General features: G+C 64.7%; 17 protein-coding genes. 10 read left to right on the top strand and 7 right to left on the bottom strand.

Annotated elements, in window-relative coordinates; all coding sequences use genetic code 11:
- Window positions 1-99: 99 nt before the first annotated feature.
- The 3 genes from NR101_RS12280 to aceE form a co-directional block, all read right to left on the bottom strand.
- Window positions 100-3,192, bottom strand: a complete 3,093-nt coding sequence (locus NR101_RS12280) for a DEAD/DEAH box helicase (RefSeq protein WP_256775084.1) — start codon at window positions 3,190-3,192, stop codon at window positions 100-102.
- A complete protein-coding gene (locus NR101_RS12275; RefSeq protein WP_256775083.1) occupies window positions 3,182-3,979 on the bottom strand; it encodes a virulence associated protein in 798 nt (265 codons plus the stop codon). The genes NR101_RS12280 and NR101_RS12275 overlap by 11 nt, the downstream gene beginning before the upstream one ends.
- 77 nt (window positions 3,980-4,056) lie before the next feature.
- Window positions 4,057-6,744: a pyruvate dehydrogenase (acetyl-transferring), homodimeric type gene (aceE, locus tag NR101_RS12270; RefSeq protein WP_256775082.1), complete on the bottom strand. Its 2,688-nt coding sequence runs from the start codon at window positions 6,742-6,744 to the stop codon at window positions 4,057-4,059.
- Window positions 6,745-7,693: 949 nt separating this feature from the next.
- On the opposite strand from aceE, the gene NR101_RS12265 reads away from it, so the two are divergent.
- The 3 genes from NR101_RS12265 (at window position 7,694) to NR101_RS12255 (ending at window position 9,595) form a co-directional block, all read left to right on the top strand.
- The gene (locus NR101_RS12265) at window positions 7,694-8,197 is read left to right on the top strand and encodes a PadR family transcriptional regulator (RefSeq protein ID WP_256775081.1); all 504 of its coding nucleotides are present in this window, start codon (window positions 7,694-7,696) and stop codon (window positions 8,195-8,197) included.
- A 104-nt stretch (window positions 8,198-8,301) separates the two neighbouring features.
- Complete coding sequence (locus NR101_RS12260) at window positions 8,302-9,099, top strand: siderophore-interacting protein (RefSeq protein WP_256775080.1); 798 nt, start codon at window positions 8,302-8,304, stop codon at window positions 9,097-9,099.
- Window positions 9,100-9,157: 58 nt separating this feature from the next.
- Window positions 9,158-9,595, top strand: coding sequence for a hypothetical protein (locus NR101_RS12255; protein ID WP_256775079.1), 438 nt, complete (start codon window positions 9,158-9,160; stop codon window positions 9,593-9,595).
- A 269-nt stretch (window positions 9,596-9,864) separates the two neighbouring features.
- Here the strand turns inward: NR101_RS12255 and NR101_RS12250 are convergent, their stop codons facing one another.
- The 3 genes from NR101_RS12250 to NR101_RS12240 all read right to left on the bottom strand — a co-directional run bounded on the left by NR101_RS12250 (window position 9,865) and on the right by NR101_RS12240 (window position 12,595).
- Complete coding sequence (locus NR101_RS12250) at window positions 9,865-10,686, bottom strand: hypothetical protein (protein WP_256775078.1); 822 nt, start codon at window positions 10,684-10,686, stop codon at window positions 9,865-9,867.
- Window positions 10,687-11,202: 516 nt separating this feature from the next.
- Window positions 11,203-11,916: a YceI family protein gene (locus NR101_RS12245; protein ID WP_256775077.1), complete on the bottom strand. Its 714-nt coding sequence runs from the start codon at window positions 11,914-11,916 to the stop codon at window positions 11,203-11,205.
- Between the two features lie 88 nt (window positions 11,917-12,004).
- Window positions 12,005-12,595, bottom strand: coding sequence for a malonic semialdehyde reductase (locus NR101_RS12240; protein ID WP_256775076.1), 591 nt, complete (start codon window positions 12,593-12,595; stop codon window positions 12,005-12,007).
- Window positions 12,596-12,723: 128 nt separating this feature from the next.
- Here NR101_RS12240 and NR101_RS12235 point away from each other — a divergent pair, with 128 nt between their 5' ends.
- The 6 genes from NR101_RS12235 (at window position 12,724) to NR101_RS12210 (ending at window position 16,698) form a co-directional block, all read left to right on the top strand.
- Window positions 12,724-13,695 carry a mitochondrial fission ELM1 family protein gene (locus tag NR101_RS12235; protein ID WP_256775075.1) on the top strand — a complete coding sequence of 324 codons (972 nt, stop codon included), beginning with the start codon at window positions 12,724-12,726 and terminating at the stop codon, window positions 13,693-13,695.
- A gap of 76 nt (window positions 13,696-13,771) precedes the next feature.
- Window positions 13,772-13,993 carry a hypothetical protein gene (locus tag NR101_RS12230; RefSeq protein WP_256775074.1) on the top strand — a complete coding sequence of 74 codons (222 nt, stop codon included), beginning with the start codon at window positions 13,772-13,774 and terminating at the stop codon, window positions 13,991-13,993.
- Window positions 13,994-14,044: 51 nt separating this feature from the next.
- The gene (locus NR101_RS12225; RefSeq protein WP_256775073.1) at window positions 14,045-14,908 is read left to right on the top strand and encodes a DUF2145 domain-containing protein; all 864 of its coding nucleotides are present in this window, start codon (window positions 14,045-14,047) and stop codon (window positions 14,906-14,908) included.
- A 64-nt stretch (window positions 14,909-14,972) separates the two neighbouring features.
- Complete coding sequence (locus NR101_RS12220) at window positions 14,973-15,500, top strand: hypothetical protein (protein ID WP_256775072.1); 528 nt, start codon at window positions 14,973-14,975, stop codon at window positions 15,498-15,500.
- Between the two features lie 43 nt (window positions 15,501-15,543).
- Window positions 15,544-16,068, top strand: a complete 525-nt coding sequence (locus NR101_RS12215; protein ID WP_256775071.1) for a hypothetical protein — start codon at window positions 15,544-15,546, stop codon at window positions 16,066-16,068.
- Between the two features lie 144 nt (window positions 16,069-16,212).
- Entirely contained in the window at window positions 16,213-16,698 is a 486-nt protein-coding gene (locus tag NR101_RS12210) for a queuosine precursor transporter (RefSeq protein ID WP_256775177.1), read from the top strand.
- Between the two features lie 174 nt (window positions 16,699-16,872).
- Here NR101_RS12210 and glnE read toward each other — a convergent pair whose 3' ends face one another.
- Window positions 16,873-19,695, bottom strand: coding sequence for a bifunctional [glutamate--ammonia ligase]-adenylyl-L-tyrosine phosphorylase/[glutamate--ammonia-ligase] adenylyltransferase (gene glnE / locus NR101_RS12205; RefSeq protein WP_256775070.1), 2,823 nt, complete (start codon window positions 19,693-19,695; stop codon window positions 16,873-16,875).
- 373 nt (window positions 19,696-20,068) lie between these two features.
- Between glnE and NR101_RS12200 the strand changes: the two genes are divergently transcribed.
- Complete coding sequence (locus NR101_RS12200; protein ID WP_256775069.1) at window positions 20,069-21,583, top strand: acetyl-CoA hydrolase/transferase family protein; 1,515 nt, start codon at window positions 20,069-20,071, stop codon at window positions 21,581-21,583.
- Window positions 21,584-22,007 lie beyond the last annotated feature (424 nt).

The following is a 22,007-nucleotide window of genomic DNA, read 5'->3' as shown; positions in this document are numbered from 1 at the left end:
AAAACCGTCCACTTGGTACAGTCCATAGCCAAATTCTGCTCTTAGCGAAAGGCAATCCGATGATCAGGCGAGACGCGCTTGAGACCAGGCAATTGCATCTCAAGTCCTGTTAATACTTACGCTTCTAAAGTAAGAGGGATAATCCTCAATGGCCTCTCGAATATTGGAACTGTTAACGAGCGCACGATTAAATGTATCTAGGGGATACCCCTTCTCGCGAAGCACAGAGGAAATAGACAGCGAAACGACTCTATCGGAATATCCAGCCTCATAGATTGAGATAGAGAGCATGTCCGGAAGTCCGTACTTTAAGCGCTTTTGAAATACGTCCAGTGCTCGGAGCGCATCCTCTTCAGCGCCCATTTTATCGAGAAGCGTCCTCACCGCGCCTGTGACTAATACACACTCATATGAGAGCGCGCCCTCGATGAAAGCCATCACTGCTGGCTTGGTAATTTTTCTCTTCTGTGTTCCCCATGGCCTGGTCGCCTGGGCACCTATCGCGATCAGATCTTCATAGCTCGCCCCTTCTACCCATTTCTCTGCTAGATGAAGCATCACGTTGTCTGGCTTAGCAATTTTTAGCAACTTGCTGTTGCATGTACTCTTAAACAGCGGCCAAAGTAGCCTTAGAAACTGCTCATCGGACCTGCATTCCCGTAAAGATTCGATCCCAGCCTCGACCCATTCCCGAACGAATATTGCATCAACTGTACCGAGCAAGGTGCGCGACAACATCAATTGATCTTCAGCACCACCGACATTACGCTCAATATCCAAGGCGACAGCCTCAAAAAGTTCAATCAGTGAACTCTTCTCGCTATCGTTGGCAGTGAAATAGGCCAAAGTCTTCGATGCCAGTTGACTCGCACGATCGACAAGTGATGCGCTGTCCTCTGCAAGTCCGTTCGCCATCAAGTAACTTTGCAAGGACGCAAGAAGCGCCCGCCTACCCTCCAACTCTTGCGAAACGACCCGAACATCGAGCCCGGCGCGCTTGTGTTTGGCCGCAAAATCTTCGACCCAAGCATTCGCCCCGTCCTGCTCGAGCAAAGCGGAGAAGTATGCGGAAGACGTCACATCGATCATGGCATAAGTTGCGCGAATACCCTCCACGATTGTACGCAGAGAACTCCCAAGCTCTTCTGATTTAGCGGGATCTATCAGGTCGAATGATCGCTTAAGTTTCCACGGCTCCTCAGAGCGGTTGTCATAAACCTGAGTATCAGGGAAGACGATAGTGCCCTCCGTGTGCATGCCTGATCGCCCAGCTCTTCCCATAAGATTCTGGAAGTCTCTCGTCCGCATCCTTGCCTCGCCTTGGAAGATCGAAGAGACGATCAGGTAGCGAATTGGCAAATTTACGCCTTGCGCCAGCGTAGACGTGCAAACCACCATCTTCACAAGGCCGCGCCTAACTGCGTGTTCGGAAGCCAGCCTGAGTCCTTCTGGAACTCCCGAGTGGTGTAGAAGCATTCCTAAGTGAGCTGACCTAGCCTCAATGGAATCTGCCCCAAAATGCTTGGATGCCAGAAGGCTGATTGCCGCGATCTCGTTAGGATCGGAAAAACTGCCTGGGTCGGGAAGCGAAAACCCTCTTGCATATACTTCGAGAAGGCGCTCGGCAATCTTTTCTGCTGAATCTTTCTTCCCACAGAAGATGGCGACTGCTCCGCTCGCGACGAGTCGTAACGCAAGGTAGAGCGCAACGTCACTACCCCCGTCCTTGTCAGGAAAGAGCTTTATCTTTCGCTCTCTTGCTCTAACTTTCAGTACGGAGCTACGAATTACTCCAGGAACATCAAAAGGCTTGGCCTCGTCTCGTCCCACGTCGAAGAATTCAAGCCCTCCTTGCTCCTCAAGCCACGTAGCAAATGCGATCACTCTGTCGGTTGGCGAAATGCCCGCCCCGTCTACGATTACGGCATCTGGACCGATGAGCCAAGCGGCAAGACTGTGAGCATTCTTGATCACGGCGGACACAAGGACCACTTGGGCCTGCTTTGAGACTAGAGATTTGATTTCCGTAACAAGCAGCTCATACGTCACTCCACGCGCGCCCGAATCGAATTGGTGACCCTCGTCATATACAACAAGACCCGCATCAGGCATCGCCTCCGGGGAATTCCTGAGCATGTAGAGGTACTTTTCAGGCGTCACGACCAAGATGCTAGATGCGACCTTCATCTGCAAGCTCTCGACAAAGTCGATTTGCGGCGCATCAGTAGCTTCATTAATCGCAACATCGATGTCCGCGAATGATTCTCGCATCGCCGCCGCAATTTCTCGACACAGCGCACGGAAAGGCGCGATGATGACGACAGAACTGGTGCGCTTGGCAATAAATGCTGATCGAATAATCAGCTCGATTGCCTTAGTCTTTCCCGCACTCGTGGGCATCTGCACGACACCAGACTTACCCGAGAACATGCCTGCTTGACCGATCTTGATCTGCGAGGGCCAAAGCTCCTTTGGCGCAAGAGGACTTTCGAGATAGGACTGCCATGAAGCTCGACCGCTTCCGGCAAGAAGAGGCAACTGACGCCAAGTCGAATTGTGTACACGAATTCTCACGCAAGCGCACAACAGGTCAACCAGCAACAGGTCGTAGTCGTCGACTATTGCGTACGAGCGGGCTCTCAGATTGCTTAGGGAGGATTCCACGTGTTGATCGCCACGCCCTCTAAGAAAGAACGCTGTGATGCCTGAGTGGACTTCAACTAATTCCTGCTCAAGAAGATCGTGCGTGAGCTCCGGCGCATGCAGAACACTTTGCCACTCTCCTCGCAGCACCCATATAAGAAGCCTCATTACAGGTCGAGCCGAAGGCAAATCTTGGATGCGCTTAATGAGGACGAGGCTGCTTCCTGGCCGCTGAGCAATCAGATAGGATGCCGACGCAAGGACGGATATGTCCAAGAATAGATCGCCATGCAGCTTTGCTTCCAAATATGAGTCAAAGAACTTGGCAGCAAATTCCAAGGCGTCCATTCTGGCCGCTTCTACTGAGAAGACACCAGCATTAACGGAAGCGGCTGCATCCCCCAAGGCGCCAATTGCAAGCACGAGGAGTGGATCGGGCATGAACTCAGATTGAAAGAGTTTTGCCTCATCCGGCATTCCAATATCCTGCAATTTACCGAGGATCCGCGTATTGGCAAGCAACCCCTCACTCATCGCTTCAGGCTTCATTCGCAGCCGCCCTATAGAGGTGATGAACAAGGTCCATCAAGTTCTCACCCTTGACCACTAGCAGCGAAATATCCTGCTTATTGTTGTGATGCATCACGCTAGATAGCGATATTCCAACTTGGTCATACGCCGTCCCGGTCACGACTAGCGCGGCACCCGACTTATACCGATAGGGATTATCCGTTGGATTCTGAAACCTAGATACAGCATCAGCTTCGTCAAACCTACTTCTATCTATTAACCTTCTTTTCAGCGCGTTCAGCGTCGTACCACGCCGCAAATAGAAGTCTTTCGATGAGTCATCAATCGCCACTTGTAGTTTCCCGGCGTATTCAACCCCCGTCAGCTGCGCTTTAACTTCGAATGCAAGGAGGGCATCTTCCGGGTCAGGAGCTACCCCCTGATGCCTGAATCCCAATATATCAATGCCTTTTACGGACTCATTTCTTGATGCCTTCTCCGCATACTTTCCTCGGGGAACCCAATATCCAAGCATCTCAACATAATCAGATATTAGAAGCTCAGCGAAATCACCAGCGCGAATGGAGGGGCCCGGCTTCATGCTCTCGTCGGGGAATACGAGATTGATGAGGTAATCAGCTCTCGAGAGCCCCGTGCCCGCCCTCAATCTGTCCACATCTTCATCAAGGCAGTAGTTCTGACGAAAGCTCCGTGCCCAAGAACTCAGCTGCTCGGCGCTCGGGGCTGCCAGTTCCCATACCTCGATTTCATGCCCCTCGGAGGTAAATAGGGTCAACCCAGTTGTGCCAAGGCATTCCAAGTGCATTGATTCACTTCCTTGTGTCTTCCAAAAAGATAGAGCGTCCAATGGACGCTCTATCTAAGCCCTTACAGCAGCCAAAATCAAACCCCGACAGGATTAGCCTTCTCAGGATCAATCTTGTACTGCTTGATCGCCCGAGCCACATCCTTACCCGTCATCTTCCCTTCCTTGGCCAGCGCCGCGATCGCGGCATGCGCGATGTAGTACCGGTCAACCTCGAAGAAGCGACGCAGGTTCGCACGGGTATCCGAGCGGCCGAAACCATCGGTGCCCAGCACGGTGAAGCCCATCGGCACGAACGCGCGGATCTGGTCCGCGTAGGCGCGCACGTAGTCGGTGGCGGCGATCGCCGGGCCCTGGCGGCCTTCCAGAAGCTCGGTCACGTAGGCCTTGCGCTGCTCGCCTTCCGGGTGGAAGCGGTTGTAACGCTCTGCATCGAATCCATCGCGACGCAGTTCGTTGAAGCTCGGGCAGCTCCAGATGTCGGCGGTGACGCCGAAGTCCTTCTCCAGCAGCTCGGCCGCGGCAATGGCTTCGCGCAGGATGGTGCCCGAACCCAGCAGCTGCACGCGCAGCTCGTTCTTCTTCGGCTTGCCGGCGTCGGTGAGCAGGTACATGCCCTTGACGATGCCTTCGGCCGCACCTTCCGGCATTTCCGGGTGGGTGTAGTTTTCGTTCATCAGGGTGATGTAGTAGTACTCATCAATCTGATCTTCCATCATGGCCTTGGTGCCGTGCTGCAGGATGACCGTCACTTCGAAGCCGAAGGTGGGGTCATAGCTGCGCACGTTGGGAATGCCACCGGCGGCCAGATGGCTGTGGCCATCTTCGTGCTGCAGGCCTTCACCGTTCAGCGTGGTGCGGCCAGCGGTGCCGCCGAGCAGGAAGCCACGGGTACGCATGTCCGCTGCCTGCCAGGCGATATCGCCCACGCGCTGGAAGCCGAACATGGAGTAGTAGATGTAGAACGGCAGCATCGGCACGTTGCTGACCGAGTAGCTGGTACCGGCGGCCATCCACGAGGCGATGGCGCCCGGCTCGCTGATGCCCTGCTGCAGCACCTGGCCGCTCTGGTCTTCGCGGTAGAACATGAGCTGGTCGGCGTCGACCGGCTTGTACTTCTGGCCGAAGGGCGCGTAGATGCCGATCTGGCGGAACAGGCCTTCCATGCCGAAGGTACGGGCTTCGTCGGCCACGATCGGCACGATGTGCGGGCCCAGTTCCTTGTCGCGCAGGGTGATGTTGAGGCTCTGCACGAAGGCCATGGTGGTGGAGTAGCTGCGCTCGCCGCTGCTCTTGAGCAGGCGCTCGTAGCTTTCCAGCTTGGGTGCGTTGAAGCTCTTGGTGGCCTTGCGACGGCGCTGCGGCAGGTAACCACCCAGGGCGGCGCGGCGTTCCTGCAGGTACTTCACTTCCGGCGAATCCGGGCCCGGGTGGTAGAACGGCACCTGGCCGTCGGCCAGCTGGGCGTCGGTCACCGGGATGTTGAAGCGGTCGCGGAAGTGGCGGACGGCGTCGTCGTCCAGCTTCTTGGTCTGGTGGGTCGGGTTCAGTGCTTCGCCCGCGCTGCCCATGCCGTAGCCCTTGACCGTCTTGGCCAGGATCACAGTGGGCATGCCCTTGGTGTTCACGGCTTCGTGGTAGGCGGCATACACCTTGTGCGGGTCGTGGCCACCACGGTTGAGGCGCCAGATGTCGTCGTCGGACAGGCCGGCGACCATGGCTGCGGTTTCCGGGTACTTGCCGAAGAAATGCTCGCGCGTGTACGCGCCGCCGAAGGCCTTGCAGTTCTGGTACTCGCCGTCGACGGTTTCCATCATCAGCTTGCGCAGGACGCCGTTGGTGTCCTTGGCCAGCAGGGCATCCCAGTAACCGCCCCACAGCAGCTTGATGACATTCCAGCCGCCGCCACGGAACACGCCTTCCAGTTCCTGGATGATCTTGCCGTTGCCGCGCACCGGGCCGTCGAGGCGCTGCAGGTTGCAGTTGACCACGAAGATCAGGTTGTCCAGTCCTTCACGGCCGGCCAGGGCGATGGCGCCGAGGGTTTCCGGCTCGTCGCTCTCGCCGTCGCCGATGAAGCACCACACCTTGCGGTCGGACTTTTCGATCAGGCCACGGTTTTCCAGGTAACGCAGGAACTGCGCCTGGTAGATGGCGGCGAGCGGGCCCAGGCCCATCGACACGGTGGGGGTCTGCCAGTAATCGGGCATCAGCCACGGATGCGGGTAGCTGGACAGGCCGCCACCGTCGACTTCCATGCGGAACTTGTCCAGCTGCTGCTCGTCGATGCGGCCTTCCAGGAAGGAGCGCGCATAGATGCCCGGGGCGCTGTGGCCCTGGATGAAGAGCAGATCGCCGGGATGGTTGTCGCTGGGGGCGCGCCAGAAGTGGTTGAAGCCCACGTCATACAGCGTGGCGCCGGAGGCGAAGGAGGCGATGTGGCCGCCCAGGTCGCCGGGCTTGCGGTTGGCGCGCACGACGGTGGCCATCGCGTTCCAGCGGATGATGGAACGAATGCGCCATTCCAGTTCGGCGTTGCCCGGGCTCTTGGCCTCCAGGGTCGGCGCGATGGTGTTCACGTACTCGGTGGTGGGAGAGAACGGCAGGTACGCGCCCGAACGACGGGTCAGCTCCACCATGCCTTCCAACAGTTGATGCGCGCGCTCAGGGCCCTCGACATCAATTACGGCCTTCAGCGACTCGATCCATTCCTGGGTTTCCACAGGATTCGGGTCGTTGTTCAGCACCTCGTTCAACCAGTTCATTTGCGCTCCCATGACCGCACGCACGCGCGCGACTGTTTTAGATTTCTAGCCGCAAAGTGTAGCGCACCAAGGGGTTTGCTTACTTCGCTACGGGTGCGTATGGAGGGGGATGGGGCTGTCTTTGGGACAGTGGGGGGACAGGTTGGTGGGTGTGGGGCGGTGGTTCCACGCGGGGTTTTGGCTGGGTTTGTGCGATGGGTGGGGTGTTGAAGGGGGACAGTGCGGGCGTGTGGGGCGTTTGTGGGGTGAGTGATTGGCGTGGTGGGATTGGTGTGGAACATGGTGGTTGTGGGGGAGTGTGGTGGGGACTGTTCCATGCCGGGTACGCAGCGTCGCGGTGGCGGAGGTGGGTTGGCCTTCGGAAGGGCCGCGCTGCGCGCGGCCAGCCGGGCATGGCCCGGCTCTACCGGGTTGGTCGCGTGGTCGTGGGTGGGTCGCGTGATCGTGGGGACAATGCGCGGTTACGGGTGGGTCGCGGATCGCGGGGGCAACGCGCGGTAACGGGTGGGTCGCGTGATCGCGGGGGGAACGCGCGGTAACGGGTGGGTCGCGTGATCGCGGGGGGAACGCGCGGTTACGGGTGGGTCGCGTGATCGCGGGGGAACGCGCGGTTACGGGTGGGTCGCGTGATCGCGGGGGGAAACGCGCGGTTTACGGGTGAGGCGCGGAGTCGTGGGTGGGTCGCGTGATTTCTGACGGGTCTCGCCGTTACGCGTGCGTCGCGCGATCACGGGTTTACGCCGCAGTGAGGATCGGGTGCTTGGTGGCGTGGGCGCTAGCCGGTGACGAGTGGATCGCGTGATGGAGGCGCACGGGTTGGGTTGGGCAGTTAGCCGGGCCATTCCACCTGGGTCTATGGACCTGAACGCATCCCTGCCGTGTTGTCTCCGAGGGTGGATGTGGTCATGATTTCGATATATCGTTCCGTCACTTCATTCGATATATCGAAATGACTGCTCCGCGTGACCTCGACCGCCCTGCCCGTCCGTTGACCGCCCGGCCCCTCAGCCGCGGCGATCTGCGGCTGCTGGTGTTGGCGCTGCTGGGTGAGCAGCCGCGGCATGGCTATGAGCTGATCCAGCTGATCAGCGACATGTTCGTGCGGGTGTACACGCCCAGTGCGGGCTCGATCTACCCGGTGCTGGCGCAGTTCGAGGCGGCCGGTTGGGTGGGCGCGGTCGAGGACGGTGGGCGCAAGCGCTACCAGCTCAGTGCGCTGGGCCTGGCCGAGCTGGCCGCGCAGCGCGAGGAGGTGGACGCGGCGCTGCAGCGGGTGCGGGCCAGCGCGCGCACGATCACCAAGGCCAATTTGCCGCCGAGCGTGCGCGATGGCCTGCGTGAGTTGAAGCATGCGCTGGCCCTGTGCCACGGCCGCTGGAACGAGGACAACGCGGCCAGCGTGGCGCAGGCGCTGCGCGAGGCGGCCGCGGTGATCCGTGGGCAAGGACGCTGAGATGCCCTCCCCCGTTTTTTCAATGCATTCGACCCAGCCAGCCCCGGCCAGCCAGGTCTTCCCCCTACGCCGCACTGCGGCGCATTTGCTGACAGGTGTTCCCCATGGCTTTGCATGAAAACAAGCTGGTACGTCATACCGTGAAGTTCCGCCCCCTGCAGGTGCTGCGCACCGAGGAGATCAGCCCGTGCATGCGTCGGGTGATCGTGGGCGGGCCGGCACTGGAAGGCTTTGTGTCGCTGTCGCCGGACGACCACGTGAAGCTGTTCTTCCCCAATGCGGAGGGGCAGTTCGTGGTGCCGACGATGACCGCCGACGGCCCGCGCTACCCGGACGGGCAGACGCCCTCGCCGTCGCGCGATTACACCCCGCGCTGGTGGGACCTGGACACCGGTGAGCTGGCGCTGGATTTCGTCCTGCACGGGCATGGCGTGGCCTCGAGCTGGGCGGCCAACGCGCAGCCGGGCGACGCGATTGCCGTGGGCGGCCCGCGCGGCTCGCACGTGACGGCGCCAGACTTCGATACCTATGTGCTGATCGGCGATGAGACCGCGCTGCCGGCGATTGGCCGCTGGCTGGAGACGCTGCCGGACGGCGCGCAGGCTGATGTGTATATCGAAATCCCCGAGTCGGCCGACCGTCAGGAGCTGCCCGAGGACGATCGGATCCGGGTGTCGTGGCTGGAGCGCAACGGCTTCGACGCGGTGAGCAGCACCCTGCTGGAGGATGTGCTGACCGATTTCGAGGAACCGGAGGGCGATACGTTCTACTGGATCGCCACCGAGTCGCGCCGGGCGCGGATGATGCGCAAGTACATCGAGGGGCATCTGGGCGTGCCCAAGGACTGGATCCGCTCGACCGGCTACTGGAAGGCCCACGCCGACGAGCACGACGGCGACTGAGCCCGCGACGGGCACCGGCTGCGGATGCGACAATCGCGTTTTGGGCCGGTGCTTTTCCATGCAAGCAGTTTCTTCTTCGGCACTGACCGACCTGATCGACCGCGCCGAGCGCGCCGACCCCGCATTGGATACGGCCTTGAACGCGGTGGCGCCTTCGGTGGGCGGCAATGTCGCACCGCTGCGCACGGCGTTGGTGCCGCTGGCACAGGCGCAGCTGGCGCTGCTGCAGGCCAACGCGGATATCGCCCTGGTGGCCGATGAGCTGCGCCGTTACCAGAAGTTTGCCGCGCCGGGTAAGCCGAGCCTGCAGATCGTGCAGCTGCGCAAGCAGCAGGCGGCGGTAAAACAGGCGGCGCTGATCGCGCGGCAGGGCTTTGCGCAGGCCACGCATGCGTTTCTGCGTGACAGCGGGTTGACCGCGCCGACGCGGCGGCTGCCGACGGACTTTGCTACCGGGTGGTTGGGCAAGGTGGCAGCGACGGTTGCCGCAGGCTGACCCGTAGAGCCGACCGTTGGTCGGCTGCCGTTGACGTTGCGGTTGACGTTGCGGCTCACGCAGCCGGTGCGGAGAGCAGCCGACCAACGGTCGGCTCTACGCGACGTCCGACCCCGTAGAGCCGACCGTTGGTCGGCTGCCGTTGACGTTGCGGCTGACGTTGCGGTTCACGCAGCCGGTTTCGGAGAGCAGCCGACCAACGGTCGGCTCTACGCGACGTCCGACCCCCGTAGAGCCGACCGTTGGTCGGCTGCCGTTGACGTTGCGGTTCACGCAGCCGGTTCGGAGTGCAGCCTACCAACGGTCGGCTCTACGGGGGTGCGGCGCCAGCCGTATCGCCGGGCCAGCCCGATTTCCAGCAGCACCAGCGCCATGACGATCAACAGCGGCAGCAGCAAGCCGAGGTAGATACCGGGCATCAGGCTGGTGAGCTGCGCCTTGAGCAGGCGGATCGCGCCCTGGGTGTGCAGCAGTTCGTTCATGCGCATGCCGAGCGCTTCGCGGAAGACCTTTTTGTCCACGCCGCTGTAGCCGGCCGCTTCACTGGAGAGGCTGTCTTCCACCCACTGCGACATCAACGCGCTGCGCACATGGCCGACACCGCGGCGGGTCCAGCGCTGGATCGTGCCCTCGCCCTGCAGGTAGCCGGCCCCGGGGAGCGGGTGGTCGGCCAGGTACTCGTCCACCACCTGGCGGGTTGCCTCGTGCACGGTGGCATCGCTGCGCATGAGCGTGGCCAATGCGGGATCGTCGAGGGACTGTTCGAAATCGACCAGCCAGCTGGCAACCAGCGTCTGCAGGTGCGGCTGGAAGTGGTCGATCTGCTTGTACAGCGCGCGCTGCGCGCCTGCGGTAAAGCCCAGTTGCAGGCCGGTGAAACCGAACAGTAGTGGCAGCACCACCACGTAGGTGGCCACGGTCCAGTGGTGCCAGCGGTTACGGCGCGCCAGCCAGCCGCGGCGGTACATGGCCAGCCAGGTGGCGATGCCGAGCAGCAGGCCGATCAGCGCACCGAGCACGGTGCCGCCGATCAGGTCGAGCAGGCTGAGGCCGGTCCAGAATTCCATCATCCAATACTGTGCGTCTTGCACGGGGTGCTCCTTTGCGCGGGGGCGCGCGAAGCGAGGAAGTGTACGAGATGCAGATACGCGAGGTAGAGCCACGCCATGCGTGGCTGACGTGAGGCAGACGGTGTGCACCCGGTAGAGCCACGCCATGCGTGGCTGGCGCAAGGCAGACGGTGTGCATCCGGTAGAGCCACGCCATGCGTGGCTGACGTGAGGCAAACGGTGTGCACCCGGTAGAGCCACGCCATGCGTGGCTGACGCGAGGCAAACGGTGTGCCCCCGGTAGAGCCACGCCATGCGTGGCTGCCGTGAGGCGGACGGTGCGCGCGGAGAGCAGCCACGGATGACGTGGCTCTACCGGGCGGGTATGGTCCTCGAACACGGGGTTGGGGCCCGGGTCGTCGAGTACGGGGCCGGGCGCGGCGGCCAGGGCACGCGCATGACGCCGACGCCGACGCCGACGACACGTTGGACCCGTTGCGCACAAACAAAAAACCCGCCTTTCGGCGGGCTTTCTGCTGTTTCTACATCAGCGACCGATTACGCAGCCGGCTTTTCGCCGGTGGCTTCGGTGGTGATGCGGATGTTCACTTCGTCGCTGACGTTCGGGGCATACGCGCCGACGCCGAAATCGCTGCGCTTGATGGTGGTGGTGGCATCGAAGCCGGCGGCCGGGACCTTGGCCATCGGGTGCTCGCCGCCGCCGTTGATGGTGACATCCAGGGTCACCGGCTTGGTGACGTCCTTGATGGTCAGATCGCCCGTGACGGTGAGCTTGTTGGTGCCGTTGGCTTCAACCTTGGTGCTCTTGAAGGTGGCGGCCGGGAACTTGGCGGCGTCGAAGAAATCGGCGCTCTTGAGGTGCTCGTCGAACTTGGCAGTGAAGCTGTTGAGGCCGCTCAGCGGCAGCTTCACTTCCACGGTGGACTTGGTCACGTCGGCCGCGTCGTACACCAGGGTGCCTTCGGCGGCGCCGAAGTGGGCGGTCGGGTGCGAGAAGCCGAAGTGGCTCCACTGGACCAGCACGTCGGTGTGCGACGGGTCGAGCTTGTAGGTGCCCGAGGCGATCTGGATGGCAGCGGCAGCCGGGGCAGCCGCGGCGGCATCGGCAGCCGGGGTGGTGGTGGTGGCGGCAGCGGCCGGGGCAGCAGCGGCATCGGCGGCCGGGGCGGCGGCGTCGTCGGCCGGCTTGGAGCAGGCGGCGATGGCCAGGGTCAGGGCCAGCGGCAACAGCAGTTTGCGGGTCATGGTCATGTCAGGTCTCTCTCGAAAGCGAAGGGAAAAGAAGAAGGTGAGGCAAACAGCCCGTCCGCGCGGACGGGCCAGGGTCCGGCGGGAACGCTTATTCGATGCGGGCCGCTTCGTCGAAGCTCAGGCGAGGCAGCCGCGGGAACAGGCCCGAAGGGTCACCGTACCCCAGATTGACGAGGAAATTCGACTTGATCGCGGTGCCCTTGAAGAAGGCTTCGTCGACCTTGGCATTGTCAAAGCCGGACATCGGGCCGGCATCCAGGCCCAGCGCGCGGGCGGCCAGGATCAGGTAGGCGCCCTGCAGGCTGCCGTTGCGGAACGCCGACTCGGTGCGACCTTCGCGCGGGCCGTCGAACCAGGACTTGGCGTCGGCATGCGGGAACAGGTAGGGCAGCTTTTCGTGGAAGTCTTCGTCGAAGGCGACGATCACCGTGACCGGGGCGGCCAGGGTCTTGTCATGGTTGCCTTCGGACAACGCCGGGGCCAGCTTGGCCTTGGCGTCGGGGGAGGTCACGAATACGAAGCGCGCCGGGCTGCCATTGGCGGCGGTGGGGCCCCACTTCAGCAGTTCGTACAGCGCCTTGAGCTGGCTTTCTTCCACCGGCTTGTCGAGGAAGGCGTTCTGGGTGCGGGCGGTACGGAACAACTGGTCGAGCGCAGCATCGTTGAGTACGTTGGACATGAAGCCTCCTGTTGAAAGGGGAACCGTGGCGGCATCGCCACCGGTGACGGGCAACGGCGCGATCGGCGAAGGCTGGCAGTGTAGAGTGTCGCGACAGTTGCAACACCCAGCCTGACTGAAACGAATTAATGCCATACGTGAAACGATGGAGTCCGCCCTGGACGATCACTGACGGCCGTGCCGGCAATGTGCGGCAGGCCGTGGCGCTGGCGTCTGCGTTGAAACTGGGGGCGCATCACCCGCTGGTCCTGGCCCCGCGCGCGCCGTGGCGCTGGCTGGCGCCGCGCGCATTGCCGGGCGCCGCACACGGCTATGGCGATGCCTTTGCGGCACTGGCCGCCGCCCCGCCGGAGCTGGCCATCGGCTGTGGCCGCCAGGCGGCCGGGGCGCTGCGCGAGCTGCACCGACGCGGCAGCAAGGTGGTGCAGATCCTGGACCCGCGCATCGGCGCGCGCCATTGGGACCTGCTGGTGGTGCCCGAGCACGACACCCTGCGCGGCGAGAACGTGCTGACCCTGCTGGGCAGCCTCAACCCGGTCAACGACGACTGGCTGGCCTGCGGGCGTGCCGCATTTGCCGCGTTCGGTGCCCTGCCCGGCCCGCGCACCGCGCTGCTGGTGGGCGGCCCTACCCCGCACGCGCCGTGGCACGAGCCGGACATGGTGCAGGTGTTCCAGCAGGTGGCCGCGCAACTGCGTGCCGAAAGCGGCAGCCTGCTGGCGACCACCTCGCGGCGCACGCCACCGGCGTTGGTGGGCGCGCTGCGCAGTGCGTTCGCCGATCTGCCGCACGTGATCTGGGGCGATGGCGGCGACGGGGTCAATCCGTATGCCGGGTTGCTCGGCTGGGCCAACCGGGTGGTGGTGTCGCCCGATTCGGTGAACCTGCTGTCGGAGGCCTGCGCTACGCGAATGCCCGTGGCAGTGGCCTTGGCCGCGCAGGCGCAGGGTCGGCTGGCGCAGTTTCAGCAGGCCCTGCGCGAACGCGGGCGACTGCAGCCGCGTTGGCTGGAGTGGCAGACCGCAGGGCGGATCGAGCCGCTGCGCGACACCGCGCGCGTGGCCGAACAGGTGCGCGTGCGCTTGGGCATTGCCGGATGACGGCGGCTAGGGACGCACTTTCCACCACGCCAGGATGACGGTAGATTCGGCGGCCCTCAAGGAATGGAGAACACCGATGCGCTTCTGGATGTTGTCGGCATCGGCCCTGCTGCTGACCGCCTGTTCGAGCATGGACACCGTGCACGACCCGCTGTCGTGGCATTGCCAGCAGCAGGTGGATGCCGCGCGCGAACAGCCCGCACTGCGCGACCGCAAAGGCGATCGCCGGCCACTGCCGATTGTCCCGATCAGCGACGACTGTGAACGGGAAATGCGCCGCGGCGAGCGGGCACGCTGATCGCGGCGCTATGATGCGCCGGCGGCACGGTGCCGCTGGAGAACACACGCCATGGATGATGCCCCTCGCCCGCTGATCAAACGCCTGCGTCGCCTCGTGCTGTGCGGTGTATTGCTGGGTGCGGTGGCGAGCGCGCAGGCCGAGCCGCAGTGCGTGGAGCGCTATCCGACACCGGCCGCCCTGGCCTCGATGTTCGACGTGGCGCTGGCCACCACCGAGACGCTGGATGCGCTGGAGGATGTGGACGTCGTGCTGATCGCGCGTGGCGGCCAGGACCTGAGCAAGTACGGCCTGCGCCACAGCCATGTGGCCTTCCTGCTGCGCGAAGAGGATGGCCAGTGGCGCGCGGTGCACCTGCTCAATCCGTGCAAGACCGATGCATCCCATCTGTTCCGCGAGGGCGTGGGCACCTTCATCGGCGAAACGTCCGCGCATACCGATCTGCGCATCGGCGTGCCGACGCCTGCGCTGCGCGCTGCACTCAAGGCGATGCTGACCAAGCCGGCGATCCAGGCGCGCGCCCTGCACGAGGCGCGCTACAGCGTGGTGGCCTACCCCTTCAGCACCGACTACCAGAACTCCAACCAGTGGGTGCTCGAAGTGCTGGCCGCGGCCATGGCCCAACTCGAAGACAACACCTTGATCGTCAACCGCACCCAGGTGCAGGCGTGGCTGAAGGACCACCAGTACCGGCCCAGCACGCTGCACATCGGCGTGGGCAAGCGCCTGGGCGCGCGGTTCTTCGTGCCCAATGCCGCCGTTACCGACCACCCGGCCAGCGAGCGCATCTCCGGCAACTATTCGGTGGTGACGGTGGAGTCGGTGTTCGACTTCGTGCAGCAGCAGAAGGGCCTGCAGATGGAGTTGCCGATCGCGCACGTGCCGGTGGACGGCATTACCGCGCCCAAGCCGTGAGACCGCTGCACCGGAGACGGTGCAGGCATACTGCCCCCCATATCGACGTACGCAGGAGTTGCCCATGACACGGATTTCCCGACTGGCCGTTTCACCCTTGCTGGCTGTTGCGCTGTGCGCCTCCAGCCTGCCCGCCTCGGCAGAGGAACTGAGCCAGCAGCACCCGGTGGCCAGCAGCGTCATCGTCACCTCGGTGATGAGCGTGGTGGTGGTGACCGCGCCGATCTGGCTGGTTTCGGCCGGCTTGAGCAAGGCCAGCGACGGTTCGGCCCGACGCAGCCGCGCGCGTGCCGAGGCGAAAAAAGCCGGGCCGCTGCCGCCGCTGACCGTGGAGAAGGTGGAACGCACCGCCGAAGGCGGCGTGCAACTGGCACTGCAGAACCCGCAGGCGCCGGACGATCTGGCGGTGCTGGCCTGGCCGGCGCGCGCCGATAACCCGGTGGATGCGGTGAAGGTGGGCGACGTGCTGGCCTTTACGCCCTCCCAGGGTGGCGCCGGCTGGACCGTGGCCACGACCGATGGCGCGGCGCTGGCGTTCCTGCCCACCGATGCGACCGTGGCCCAGAACAGCGAACCGAGCGCGCAGTGGTAGGCGGTGTCCGGCAATCGGGTTGCAGGGCGAAAGGCGCGGCTGCATGAAACGTATTGGACCCGTTGCGCGCGCGTCGCTGCTGGCGCTGGCGTTGATGGCCACCGCCCTGCCCGCCACGGCGCAGAACCTGAGCCACGCCTCGCCGGTGACCAGCAGTGTGTTGACCACTTCGGTGGTCAGCCTGGCGGTGATTACCGCGCCGGTGTGGCTGAGTGCGCTGGGGGTGAGCGAGCTGCATGACGCCTCCATGCCGCACAACCGCATGGCCCGGGCCGAAGCGAAGAAGGCCGGCCCGCTGCCGCCGCTGACCGTGGCGCGCGTGGCGCACCAAACCGACGGCAGCTACCGGGTGGACCTGAAGAACCCGCAGGCGCCGGAGGAACTGGCGGTGGTGGAATGGCCGGCACGCGCCGACAACCCGGCCGCAGGCGTGAAGACCGGCGACGTGCTGGAATTCATCCCGACCCCGGCCGGTGCCGGCTGGACGGTGGCCAACGCCCATGGCACGGCACTGGCGTTCCTGCCGACCACCGGCGCGGCGGCCTCCAGCATGAGCGAACGCTTCTAGATGAACCGGCCTGGGCTGGCCCCGGCCCGCCCAAGCCCGGATAATCCGCCGCTTCCCTGACTTCCCTGGTGCGCCGTGTCTGAGCGTCCTGCCATTGCCTTTGCCCCGTTGACCGTGCCGTCGCTGCTGCTGGCGGTGCTGGCCATGGGCGTGGTGGTGCTGGGCAGCAACGTGCTGGTGCAGTACCCGATCAACGATTGGCTGACCTGGGGCGCCTTCAGCTATCCGGTGGCGTTCCTGGTGAGCAACCTGATCAACCGCCGCTTCGGGCCGCAGGCCGCGCGCAAGGTGGCCTGGGCCGGTTTCGCGTTGGCGGTGCTGCTGTCGATCTGGATCGCCACGCCGCGCATTGCGGTGGCCTCGTGCCTGGCCTTCATCGCCGCCCAGCTGCTGGACATCACCGTGTTCGACCGGCTGCGCCGCGGGCACTGGTGGCGTGCGCCGATGGTGGCCACGACCTGCAGCGCGACGCTGGATACGACGATCTTCTGGAGCATCGCGTTTGCCGGCTCCAGCCTGCCGTGGGTGAGCTGGGCCGCGGGCGATCTGGCGGTGAAGCTGGCCATCGGGGTGTTCCTGCTGGCCCCGTTCCGCGCGTTGCTGTGGAAGATGGCGCCGCGTACGGCGTAGCGCCAGCCGATGGGTGGCTTCGCGGTGCCGGATAGGTCACGGCGCCACATGGGTGTCTTCGCGGTGCCGATAGGTCACGCCGCCGCACGGGTGCCTTCGAGGTGCCTCGAGGTAGAGCCACCCCATGGGTGGCTTCGCGGTGCGGGGCGAAAAGCAGCCACCCATGGGGTGGCTCTACCCTGCGGATGCGGCCTGGAACGGTAGGCCGGCCGCGTCGCAGGCGGCGCTGATCACCGCGCGGGCTTCTTCCAGTGCCGGGGTTGGCGCGGCCAGGCGCGGGCGGCGGTCGAGGGTGCAGGCCAGGCCGACGTCCAGCAACGCGGCGTGCGCGTCGTGCAGGCCGCTGCGGGTGCCGCCGGGTAGCCAGGCGATGTCGGCCAGGGCGTCGATCAGGCTGGGGGTGTCGCGCGGTTGCACCGTATGCGGGTGCGTGGCGGCACGGTCGAGGACGCCGGTCTGCAGCAGGAATTCGAGGTCGACGATGCCGCCTGCGCCCTGCTTGAGGTCCAGCCGTGCGGCATCGCTGCGGTCCAGTTCGGTGCGCATGCGTGCGCGCATCTTGAGCACGTCGGCGTAGAGCACGGCGTTGTCGCGCGGGCGCGCCAGGGTATCGGCGCGGACGCGTTCGAAATCGGCCAGCAGCGAGGCGTCACCGGCAATGCCGCGCGCGCGCACCAGCGCCTGGTGTTCCCAGGTCCAGGCGCGCTCGCGCTGGTATTCGGTATAGCTGGCCAGCGAGGACACCAGCGCGCCCTTGCCGCCATCGGGACGCAGGCGCACGTCGATGTCGTACAGGCGGCCGGCGGCGGTGACCGCGCCGAGCAGGGCCATCACCTTCTGCGCCAGGCGTGCGTACCAGCGGCCGGGATCCAGCGGGCGCGCGCCGTCGCTGCTGTCCTGGTCGGCCGGGTGGTCGTACAGGAACACCAGATCCAGGTCCGAACCGAAGCCCAGTTCCAGCCCGCCGAGGCTGCCGTAGCCGATGATCGCAAAGCGCCCGCCGGGGATGACGCCGTGCGCGCGCTGCAGGTCCGCCTGCACCAGGGCCAATGCGGTGACCACCACGGCCTGCGCCAGTTCGGCCAGCTGACGGGTGGTATCCACCGCGCGCTGGCGGCCATCCAGCGTGGCCAGGGCCATGCGGAAGCTGAGCGCCAGGCGGGTTTCGTTGAGCATGCGCAGCGCCGCTTCGGGGTCGTCGATGGCCAGGGCGGCATCGCACTCGGCCTGCATGCCGGTGGCATCGGGCATCGGCCCGGAGACGCGCACGTCGAGCAGTTCGTCCAGCAGCAAGGGGTACGCGGCCAGTCGTTCGGCCAGCAGCGCGCTGCGCGCGAGCACGTCGACCAGGCGGGCCAGCGCGCTGGGTTGTTCGTCCAGCAGCGCCAGATAGCTGGTGCGGCGCAGGACCGCCTGCAGCAGGCCGAGCACGCGCTTGAGTGCGGCATCGGGATGCGGTGAGCGGGTGGCGGCGTGCAGCAGTGCTGGCAGCACGCGATCGAGCCGCGCGCGCGCGTTGTCCGACAGCGACTTCACCCCGAGTGACTGGGCGAAATCGCGCAGCGACTGGTCGGCACTGTGCGGGTCGTGGAAGCCGGCGTCGGCCAGCACCTCGGCACTGCCGTTGTCGGGCAGGCCGCGCCAATAGTTGGCCAGCGCATCCGGAGCGGCCTGGCCCTTGCGCGGGGCCAGCAACGCGGCGAACTCGGTGCTGACGCGGTGGCGCTGCACATCGAGCGCGGCGAGCAGCGCATCCCAGTCGGCATACCCCAACCCGGTGGCGATGCGCAGGCGGTCGATCGGGTCGGTGGGCAGGGCGTGGGTCTGCGCGTCGCGCAGCATCTGCAGGCGGTTTTCCAGCCGCCGCAGGTGGGCATAGGCGTGGAGCAGGTCGTCACCATCCTGCGCGGCCATCTGCCCGCAGGCCACCAGCGCCGGCAGTGCATGCAGCAGGCGACGCTCGCGCAGGCTGGCTTCGCGGCCGCCGCGGATGAGCTGCAGGGCCTGCGACAGGAACTCGATCTCTCGGATGCCACCGGGGCCGCGCTTGATGTCATCGAACATGTCGCGGCGCGAGACCTCGGCGGTGATCGCCGCTTTCATCTCGCGCAGGCCATCAAGTGCGGTGAAGTCGAGGTAGCGGCGGTACACGAACGGGCGCAGGGTCTGCAGCCACGCTTCACCGGCGGCGATGTCGCCGGCCACCGCGCGCGCCTTGAGCCAGGCGTAGCGCTCCCAATCGCGGCCTTCGCGCTGGAAATACTGGTCCATGCCGGCGAACGACAGCGCCACCCGGCCGGCATTGCCGAACGGGCGCAGGCGCAGGTCGACGCGGTGGCTGAAGCCGTCCACGGTGGTTTCATCCAGCAGCTTGGCCAGGCGCTGGCCGAGCCGGGCGAAATATTCCTCGGCGGCGAGCGGGCGGGCGCCGTCGGACTCGCCGCCCTGCGGGTAGGCGTAGACCAGGTCGACGTCGGAGCTGAAGTTGAGTTCGCCACCACCGAGCTTGCCCAGCCCGAACACCACCAGCTGCTGCGCGCTGCCATCGCCGGCGCGGACCACACCGTGACGACCGGCGAATTCCTGTTCGAGCGCGGCCAGGCCGATGCCCAGGCAGTCTTCGGCCAGGGCGGTGGCGCCGGCCAGCGTGGCCGGCACGTCGTCCAATCCGGCCAGATCGCGCCAGATCAGCCGGGTGGAGGCGGCGGTGCGATAGCGACGCAGGCGCTGCTGCCACTCGCTGGGTTGCTGCGGATCCAGCGTGGGCAGTGGCAGCGGCGGGCAGCCCGGCAGGGTCAGCTGCGACAGCAGTGCCGGCTGGCGGCACAGGGTGTCGATGGCGAAATCGCTGGTGATGGCCAGCAGACGCACCTGATCGAGCACGTCTGCCGAAGGAGGCCAATGGCCGCCCTCGTTGAGCGACAGGGCCAGGCGCGCCACGGCGCGGTCAACCAGGGGGACGAGGGTGGCGGGGACGGCGTCGGCGGTAATCGGCATGCGGGGATTATGCAGGGCATGCGTGGCGCACCGGGCAACAAAGCAGGTTCACCGGTTGGGCGTTCATGCCCGCGCGCGTCGACGCATCAGACCGGGCGGCGCCCCGATTCTCCGGAGGTGAGACATAAAAAAGCCCGCTTGCAGCGAACTGCCAGCGGGCTCTGCTCCCTCCCCCACGTCGGGATGCAGGTCGATCTTCTAGGGTCGGCGAAGAAGTTGCACGCTGCACTGCAAAACAATACTTGCGGGTACAGAAGTCCTTGCAAAACTGAACAGGGACCTGCAACAGCGGCGATTGCCATCCCACCTTGGTCGCACCCCCGGCGCTGCGTGGATCGCCGATAATGCAGATCCCCCCAAAAACGTTGTCGTCATGTCTGTCGATCGCATTGCCGACGCGCGTCTGCGTGACCGCGTTGTATCCGCCGAAGCCGCCGCCGCGCTGATTCAGCCCGGTGAAACCGTCGCCATGAGCGGGTTCACCGGCTCCGGTTACCCCAAGGCGGTGCCGGTCGCGCTGGCCCAGCGCATCGAGACGGTGCACGCCCAGGGCCTGCCTTTCCAGATCAGCCTGATGACCGGGGCCTCGACCGCGCCGGAGCTGGATGGCGCGCTGGCCAAGGCCGACGGCATCGCCATGCGCATGCCTTTCCAGAGCGACCCGGATGCGCGCAACCGCATCAACGAGGGCAAGCTGGACTACATCGACATCCACCTCAGCCATGTGGCCCAGCACGTGTGGTTCGGGTTCTATGGCGAGATCGATACGGCGGTGGTGGAGGTGTCGGCGATCCGCGAGGACGGCTCACTGGTACCGTCCACGTCGGTGGGCAACAACAAGACCTGGCTGGACCTGGCCAAGAAGGTGATCATCGAGGTCAACGCGTGGCAGCCGGCCGGCGTGGATGGCATGCATGACATCTACTACGGCACCGCGCTGCCGCCGCACCGCAAGCCGATCCCGCTGGTGCACGCCAACGACCGCATCGGCGAAACCTCGCTGCGCTGCGACCCGGACAAGATCGTGGCGGTGGTGCGCACCAACGGTCCGGACCGCAACAGCCCGTTCAGTCCGATCGATGCGACCAGCGAGCAGATTGCCCAATACCTGATCGACTTCCTCAAGCACGAAGTCGCCAAGGGCCGACTGCCGGCCAACCTGCTGCCGCTGCAGAGCGGCGTGGGCAACATTCCCAATGCGGTGCTGGCGGGATTGGCCAGGAGCGGCTTCCGCGACCTGGCTGCGTTCACCGAGGTGATCCAGGACGGCATGCTCGACCTGCTGCGTGATGGCGTGCTGAGCTATGCCTCGTGTACCGGTTTCGCGTTGAGCCCGCAGGCCAACGAGGCGTTCAAGGCGAACATCGATTTCTACCGCGAGCGCATCATCATGCGCACGCAGGAAATCTCCAACCATCCCGAACTGGTGCGCCGCCTGGGCTGCATCGGCATGAACGGGATGATCGAGGCGGACCTGTACGGCAACGTCAATTCCACCCACGTGATGGGCAGCCGGATCATGAACGGCATCGGCGGCTCGGGCGACTTCGCGCGCAACGGGTTCCTGTCGGCATTCCTGAGCCCGTCGACGGCCAAGAACGGCAGCATCTCGGCGATCGTGCCGATGGTGAGCCACGTGGACCACACCGAGCACGATGTGTCGGTGATCGTGACCGAGCAGGGCTTGGCCGATCTGCGCGGGTTGACGCCGCGCAAGCGCGCGCGGGTAGTGATCGACAATTGTGCGCACCCGGATTTCCGCGACCAGCTCAACGATTATTTCGACCGCGCCAGCCGTGACAGTTATGGCAAGCACACCCCGCACCTGCTGCCCGAAGCGCTGTCCTGGCATCAGCGGTGGTTGGACACCGGGACAATGAAGGTGTGAAGCAGGAAGGCCGGGCAGTTGCCCGGCCTTTTTCAAGGCGCTTCGCCGATATGCGGGGCAAGCAGAAACGTGCCATGACGCTTTCCAGGCACAGCCGTCGGCGGGTCGGGCGTTGGGCCCCGATGCCCTTTCCGGCGAATGTCCTCCGGCGTCGGCCTGCGGCCGCCACCTCCCCCTTTATTTCGCCTCCAAGGGCATCGGGGCCCAACGCCCGACCCACCGACCAAGTCCAGAAAAGCCTGGCTTCCGCCTGCATACCGCAAGCCGAGCCCCTTAGCAGCCGGTAGGCTCCTGGGCAAAATAAAGGAGGAGGCCGCCACGCGGCCGGGGGACATTTGCGCCAGGGGCCTACCGGCTGCTAAGGGGCCCACACGCTCGCGACCAGCCCGATCGGAGACGCCAAGCCCATCCAAACGGCCTGCAC

Origin of the sequence: Stenotrophomonas sp. Ste86 (assembly GCF_024519465.1) — a bacterium.
In the GTDB taxonomy this organism is placed as follows: domain Bacteria; phylum Pseudomonadota; class Gammaproteobacteria; order Xanthomonadales; family Xanthomonadaceae; genus Stenotrophomonas.
Note: the sequence above shows the minus strand (reverse complement) of the source record. Positions and strands in the feature narration are given on the sequence as shown.